At 40.1% G+C, this 6,207-nt stretch carries 5 protein-coding genes and 2 pseudogenes; 4 read left to right on the top strand and 3 right to left on the bottom strand.

All coding sequences use genetic code 11. The features are described 5' to 3' along the window. Both JR005_RS00680 and sdsA read right to left on the bottom strand, forming a co-directional pair. A pseudogene (locus JR005_RS00680) lies at positions 1-1,319 on the bottom strand (site-specific recombinase); the annotation flags it as partial. Positions 1,320-1,331: 12 nt separating this feature from the next. Then, positions 1,332-2,309 (bottom strand): All-trans-nonaprenyl-diphosphate synthase, encoded by a 978-nt coding sequence (gene sdsA / locus JR005_RS00675; protein WP_034699705.1) that lies wholly within the window; start codon positions 2,307-2,309, stop codon positions 1,332-1,334. A gap of 440 nt (positions 2,310-2,749) precedes the next feature. Between sdsA and rplU the strand changes: the two genes are divergently transcribed. Beyond that, positions 2,750-3,061, top strand: coding sequence for a 50S ribosomal protein L21 (gene rplU, locus JR005_RS00670; RefSeq protein WP_004664501.1), 312 nt, complete (start codon positions 2,750-2,752; stop codon positions 3,059-3,061). Positions 3,062-3,079: 18 nt separating this feature from the next. Next, positions 3,080-3,337: a 50S ribosomal protein L27 gene (rpmA, locus tag JR005_RS00665; protein ID WP_004929519.1), complete on the top strand. Its 258-nt coding sequence runs from the start codon at positions 3,080-3,082 to the stop codon at positions 3,335-3,337. A gap of 63 nt (positions 3,338-3,400) precedes the next feature. Here the strand turns inward: rpmA and JR005_RS00660 are convergent. Beyond that, positions 3,401-4,284, bottom strand: a pseudogene (locus tag JR005_RS00660) (pirin family protein). A gap of 300 nt (positions 4,285-4,584) precedes the next feature. Here JR005_RS00660 and lolA point away from each other — a divergent pair. Both lolA and JR005_RS00650 read left to right on the top strand, forming a co-directional pair. Further along, a complete protein-coding gene (gene lolA, locus JR005_RS00655) occupies positions 4,585-5,280 on the top strand; it encodes an outer membrane lipoprotein chaperone LolA (protein WP_004990379.1) in 696 nt (231 codons plus the stop codon). Between the two features lie 159 nt (positions 5,281-5,439). Continuing rightward, positions 5,440-6,207 (top strand): RsiV family protein (locus tag JR005_RS00650; RefSeq protein WP_218665392.1); only part of this gene is annotated, 768 nt, incomplete at its 3' end.

The raw sequence follows: 6,207 nt of genomic DNA, 5'->3' as shown, positions 1-6,207 counted from the left end.
CTGATAATATTGATAATCAGGGCCGCCAGTTCAGCAATCTGAGCTGTTCTTGAACCTTTGCGTTGTTGTACAGTCGAAGCAAGCGCAGCCGCAGTCATGGCAGGCTGTTTTGTCGCAACCGTAAAATGCAAAACATGAATCAGAACAAAGCCCAATGAATAGTTCATACTATAAATAAAGGCATGCATCATGGGGGCGAGGGTGAGTCGTGCGGCCAATATTTTCAGTGTTGCCATGATGGCAATGATCACACCTGCACCTGCGGCGGCCCGATACATTTCAAAAAAACCTTTTTTATCGGTACTTACATAGTGTTCACCAGTACGGCTGGCGTTTTCTGTCACTTGTAAGGCGATTAACTCACTGTTTGTGGTCATCAGTGAGCGTACGCTTTTTTCACTATAATGTGCTTCTGTAATATTTTCTAGAAATTCGCCCAGCGAGAGATAACGAATTTGGGCATCACCCACCACAATATTTAAAAGTAACTCGATTCGATCCAGACATTGCTCAAGCAAGGACAATAAATAAGTCAGACTCAGACTGACACCGATCCGTTTGGTGGCTCGTCGTATTTTAAGTACAACTTCCCGACATTGCTCAAACATAACAAAGGCTTGAGAGGCATCAGGCGGTTCAAGCACTGCAACTTCGTGACCGGTATAATGCTGCTTTTTAAATTTTTCAATAAAATCGATCACTTCTCGATTTTGCACTAAAAAGGGCGATTCATATTCGGTCAGTTCAGGCTGTGCATTAATAAATTCTGGATATAAGCCAATACCACTGATACGGTAAGATAAAACCGTAATGGCTTTAATCATTTGATCCTGAATGGCACGTTTTTCATCGATATTGCTATTACTTTGCCCAATGATTTCAAAAAGAGCATACCAGTGCTTTTCATCAATCGCATTTAGCCAATATTTGTCACTACGTTGATGAAATACCTTGCCAATCAAGGTACTTAGGTCATGGTCATCCTGAATCAAAGGGAGAAAATGTGCGCCAAGACGTTTGACTAACTGGTTCCAAAAACCATCTAAAGACAATATGCCACTGTCGGCATATAAGCTGGTTTGTTTGTATTGGTTGATTAGGCGTAATAAAAAGCTTTGTAAGGTGTTGGCGGCGTTAGGTCCGATCAGTAAAGACTCGACAAATGCCTCAAACTTATCATTGATTTCATCTTGATCTTTGCTGTCGCTTGGACGAATACGATTGATCAGCTCAATAATAATATGTTCATCTAAAACAGCTTGAGTTTGATCAAGCTGTTGTTGCATTTGAATGTAAAGATCAGATAAATTTATATGCATAGGCAAAAGAGATTATTGAATCCGATGTAAAGCCATTAAAGTTAGATTGGTAAGTGCTTGACGCGCCTCACTATCTGGTAATTGATTTAAAGCATCAAGCGCAGCTTGTGTTTCTTGTTCAGCACGGGCGCGACAATACTCTAAAGCACCCGAATTTTGCACAATCTGGATGACTTGCTCAAGTTGCGTGATCCCACCTGTGGAAATACTTTTACGAATAATGTCATGTTCTTCGCCAGTAGTTTTTTGTAACGCGGCAATCAATGGCAATGTGGGTTTACCTTCCATCAAGTCATCACCGATATTTTTACCTAAGGTTTCTGCATCAGAAGTGTAATCCAAAATATCATCAATAATTTGGAAAGCATTGCCAAAATGACCGGCAAAATGACGTAATGGCTCACGATATTGGGGGGTATTGGCTAAAATCGCTGCGCCTTCGGTGGCCAGTTCAAATAGTCGGGAAGTTTTGCCGTGAATAATATTTAAATAGGTTGTTTCTGTAGTTTCAGGGTCATGTTGCGACTGAAGTTGTAACACTTCACCTTCGGCAATTTCACAGGTTCCTGTTGAAAAGTCCTTGAGTAAGACCATGTCGTTTAGATCGACCAATAAATCAAAAGCACGGGAGATTAAAAAATCACCTACCAAAACCGCCGTTTGATTGTTCCATGTCGCATTGGCTGTTGGGCGGCCACGACGTAAGCCTGATTCATCCACAACATCGTCATGTACTAGCGTCGCGGTATGCAGCATTTCAATGATCGCAGCCAATTTACGATGATGTTCTAAGTCTTGAACGCCACATGCCTGACCTGCCAGCAAACACATGATGGGGCGCATACGCTTACCGCCAGCTTCGACTACATGTTTACTAACCGCCATGACTAAAGCGACTTTTGAGGTAATTCCTTCATTAATAAATGTGTCCATCACAGCAAAGTCATGAGCTACAGGCGCGAGTATATCTTGCTTAAAGTCGATGGCCATATGAAAGGAAACCTCATCAATATATTGGTAATTTGCTCAATGGATTTAAAGCTATAAAATCTTAAACTCAAATGAATGACAAAACACAAGTTTTCATACCGACCGATACAACGGTATGAACGTTTGATGTTAAATATTGTCTAGCCAGCGATAGGGAGAAGCTCCATGTTGAGTGGTTTTATAGTAGCAATTTGTTTTTAAACCTTATTTGCGATTTTACACATATTCAAACGAAATACTAGATTGATTCAGCCGATCATAAAGCTTAACTGTCTTTCTTCTTATTTTTTGTTTTAGCTTGCGTAATTTTGCATCAAAATACTTGTTGTTTGCCCAGTTATCCCTTAAAATCTTTCGCCTTATACATCCCAGTGGCGTTCGTTTTAAGATCGATATATCCCTTTATCGACACGACGACACGGGCTTGGTTGGAGTACGTTATGTACGCAGTAATCCAAAGCGGTGGTAAACAGCACCGTGTAGTTGAGGGTGAAACCCTTAAAGTTGAATTGTTGAAAGCTGAAACTGGCTCAACTATTACGTTTGATGACGTATTAATGGTTGTAAATGGTGATAGCATTCAAATCGGTGCTCCAGTTGTTGCTGGCGCAAAAGTAACTGCAGAAGTGGTTGGTCATGGTCGTCACGACAAAATCCGCATCATCAAAATGCGTCGTCGTAAACACTACCGTAAACAACAAGGTCACCGTCAATGGTTTACCGAGTTGAAAATTACGGGTATTGCAGGCTAATCACGAGGAGTAATAGACATGGCTTCTAAAAAAGCTGGTGGATCGACTAAAAACGGTCGTGATTCGAATCCTAAAATGTTAGGTGTTAAAATCTACGGTGGTCAATCAGTAACTGCTGGTAACATCATCGTTCGTCAACGTGGTACTGAATTCCACGCTGGTGCTAACGTAGGTATGGGTCGTGACCATACTTTATTTGCTACTGCTGATGGCGTAGTAAAGTTTGAAGTGAAAGGTCAATTTGGCCGTCGCTATGTAACTGTTGAATCTGTATAAGTTTTAATAGTTTAAAAAACCCGCATCTTGCGGGTTTTTTTATGTTTAAAGCCACTACTTGGTTTACGAACTTGACTCTTTAGCCTGATTTCGAATAAATCGATGATGTTTAATGTCATCGTAAGCTTGTAAAATTTCATCATAAGTATTCATGACAAAAGGACCTTGACCATTGATAGGTTCACCTAATGGTTTTCCTGAAAGCAAAAGTAATTTGCTGTGATGCAATGCCGTGATTTCAATATTGTCTCCATGACTCGACATCACAGCCAACGCTTGCTCTTCTAAAAGCTCATCTTGTTCGGTAAATTGTATCTGACCATGACGCAAATAAAGCAAAGTGCTGTCCCCATGTTGGGCAGGCAAGATCAGGTGCTGTCCTTGACGTAGATCAATATCTAAAACAGTCATTGGACTGTAGGTCAGTGCGGGACCCTGTACGTGTTGGTATTGTCCTGCAATGACCCGAACTGAACCCGCTTCTTGAGCCAATTCAACCTTTGGAATATCGGCATTTTTTAAATTTGATAACGTGGCTCGGCCATTTTATCTTTAGCGGGTAAGTTGACCCAAAGTTGTACCATTTCAAAAGCTCCACCGCGCTCACGAAAAGCAGAACTAAATTGTTCGCGGTGCATCACGCCAGAGGCCGCAGTCATCCATTGTACATCGCCTTTTGCAATGATTCCGCCACTGCCAGTAGAATCACGATGTTCTAACTCACCTTCAAACATAAAGGTTATGGTTTCAAATCCGCGATGTGGATGTTCATTTACACCACGACGTTTATTTGACGGACTTAATACGCCAGGACCTAAATGATCCAACAATAAAAAAGGGGAAACGGTATTACCTAGTTCATGATAAGAAAACACGGAAAGTACAGGGTAGAAGTCACCGACTGAAAAACGGGTATCGTTGCGATGAATAAATGCAAGGCTTTTCATAGGTGAACTCCATTATTTTTAATCTATTGTCATCTGTTTTAGCATATGCCTTTTATCCAGATAAGATCAGTCTGTATAATAGGACACTGTATTTTAATTTCAGTATGTTCTCCTATTACCGCAAGCGTGTATTTGAATATCTTTATCTTGTTATTTTCTTCATAATGCTGTGATTTCTGTACATAAAATTGTTATTGGAGACATTAATTACACAAAATCAATGTGTTTCTCCACAGTTTTATTTTTCAAAAACAGTAAGATATCGATATAACAGTAAAAACTGATTAGAGGTTTTATTTTATGAATTCCGTAAAAAAAGTGGCATACGCATTAACTTTAACCGCAAGTGTAGTTGCACCTGTCATGAGCGCAACTGCTTTTGCAGCCACGGCAGCTTCGGAACAGCAAGCAACCTCAAACCTTGTGAAACAACTCAGCGGTATGCAAAGTTTATCTGCCAATTTTGAGCAAACGACAAAAGCCACCAATAATACCCGTGCGCCAAAAAATAAAGGTCTAACCGCACAACATATGAATCAAACCTTTAAAGGGGTGATGAAAGTAGAACGTCCGGGTAAATTCTTCTGGGAAACGACTTCACCCTCAAAACAAACGATTGCGACAACAGGTAAAACCGTCTGGATTTATGACCCTGATTTACAGCAAGCGGTACGCCAAAATCTGGATGATCAGGTTGCCAATACACCTGCGTTATTGTTGTCAGGCAATACCAATCAGATTATGCAATCTTATCGTGTGACTCAGCCCGATAGCAGTAAAACTTATTACACCTTATATCCTAAAGACAGTGAAGGTGCTTTTCAAAGTCTGACCATTAGTTTTGGTGCAAATAAAGCCCCAAGTTTGATGATTTTGCAGGACTCTTTGGGTCAAACGACTTATGTGCGTTTTAATAATGTGAAGCTAAATCCATCGATTCCCGCTTCGACTTTCAATTTCACCCCTCCTAAAGGTACAGATATTATTGATCAATAATATCTGGTTGATTTCCAAAACATCGTTTCAGTTAACCGCTCATTTTGGGCGGTTAATTTTTTGATGGATCATATAGATACATATTTTCAATGTTCAGTATAAATAGAGCTTTGTATAGTAGATCAAAATGAACATCGAAAACGATCAGAAGGGGCGGCAATGTCTGCACGACACTTTAAAACAACATTATTGATTCTGCCATTTTTAAGCGCTGTATTTCTCACTGTGGGCTGTCAGCCAAAAACGGAGAGTAAAAAGGACGACACTCCGACACAAAGCAAAGTTGAAAAAGTGAGCGTGCCTGTCATTCAGTCTAAGGTAGTTACAGTTAAATTACCCAAAAATAAACTGTGTTTGGAAGATGGCTGTACCACGTATCATTTTCAAACAGTCGAAACCAATCAACCGTGGATCAATGAATATTTTATGAATCGGATTAAAAAAGCCGATCCAAATGCGTTTGATAATATTCAGGATCAGCAAGTCAAATTACCAGAAGGCATGCCACAAGATGGTCAAAGCATCATGTTTGTGCGTTATTTAGGACAAAACTATAATGTGGCTTCATTTCAGTTATATAGCTACACCTATTCAGCAGGTGCTGCACATGGAATGCATCATGAAGAATATGTCATTTTTGACTTGAATAAGAAAAAACGCGTGAGTGTTGCAGACTTGCTGAAAGAAGGAAGCGATACAACTGTGCGTGATCGCTTATATAGCTTTAATCAAAGCTGGCTGGAAGAACACAATATTAGCAAAGATAAATTTCAACTGAGCGATAACTTCTACTATGGTAATGAAGGCATTGTCTTTGTGTATCCACTGTATGAACTGGCTTCTTATGCCGAAGGTTTAAGTGAATTGACATTACCTTATGATCAGGCCATAGATGTAGTCAAACCTGAATATTTACCAAGTCAGCCA

This window comes from Acinetobacter sp. Colony158, assembly GCF_019264745.1.
Lineage (GTDB): Bacteria > Pseudomonadota > Gammaproteobacteria > Pseudomonadales > Moraxellaceae > Acinetobacter > Acinetobacter ursingii.
The sequence above is the reverse complement of the archived record's forward strand: the minus strand, read 5'-3'. Positions and strand labels throughout refer to the sequence as shown.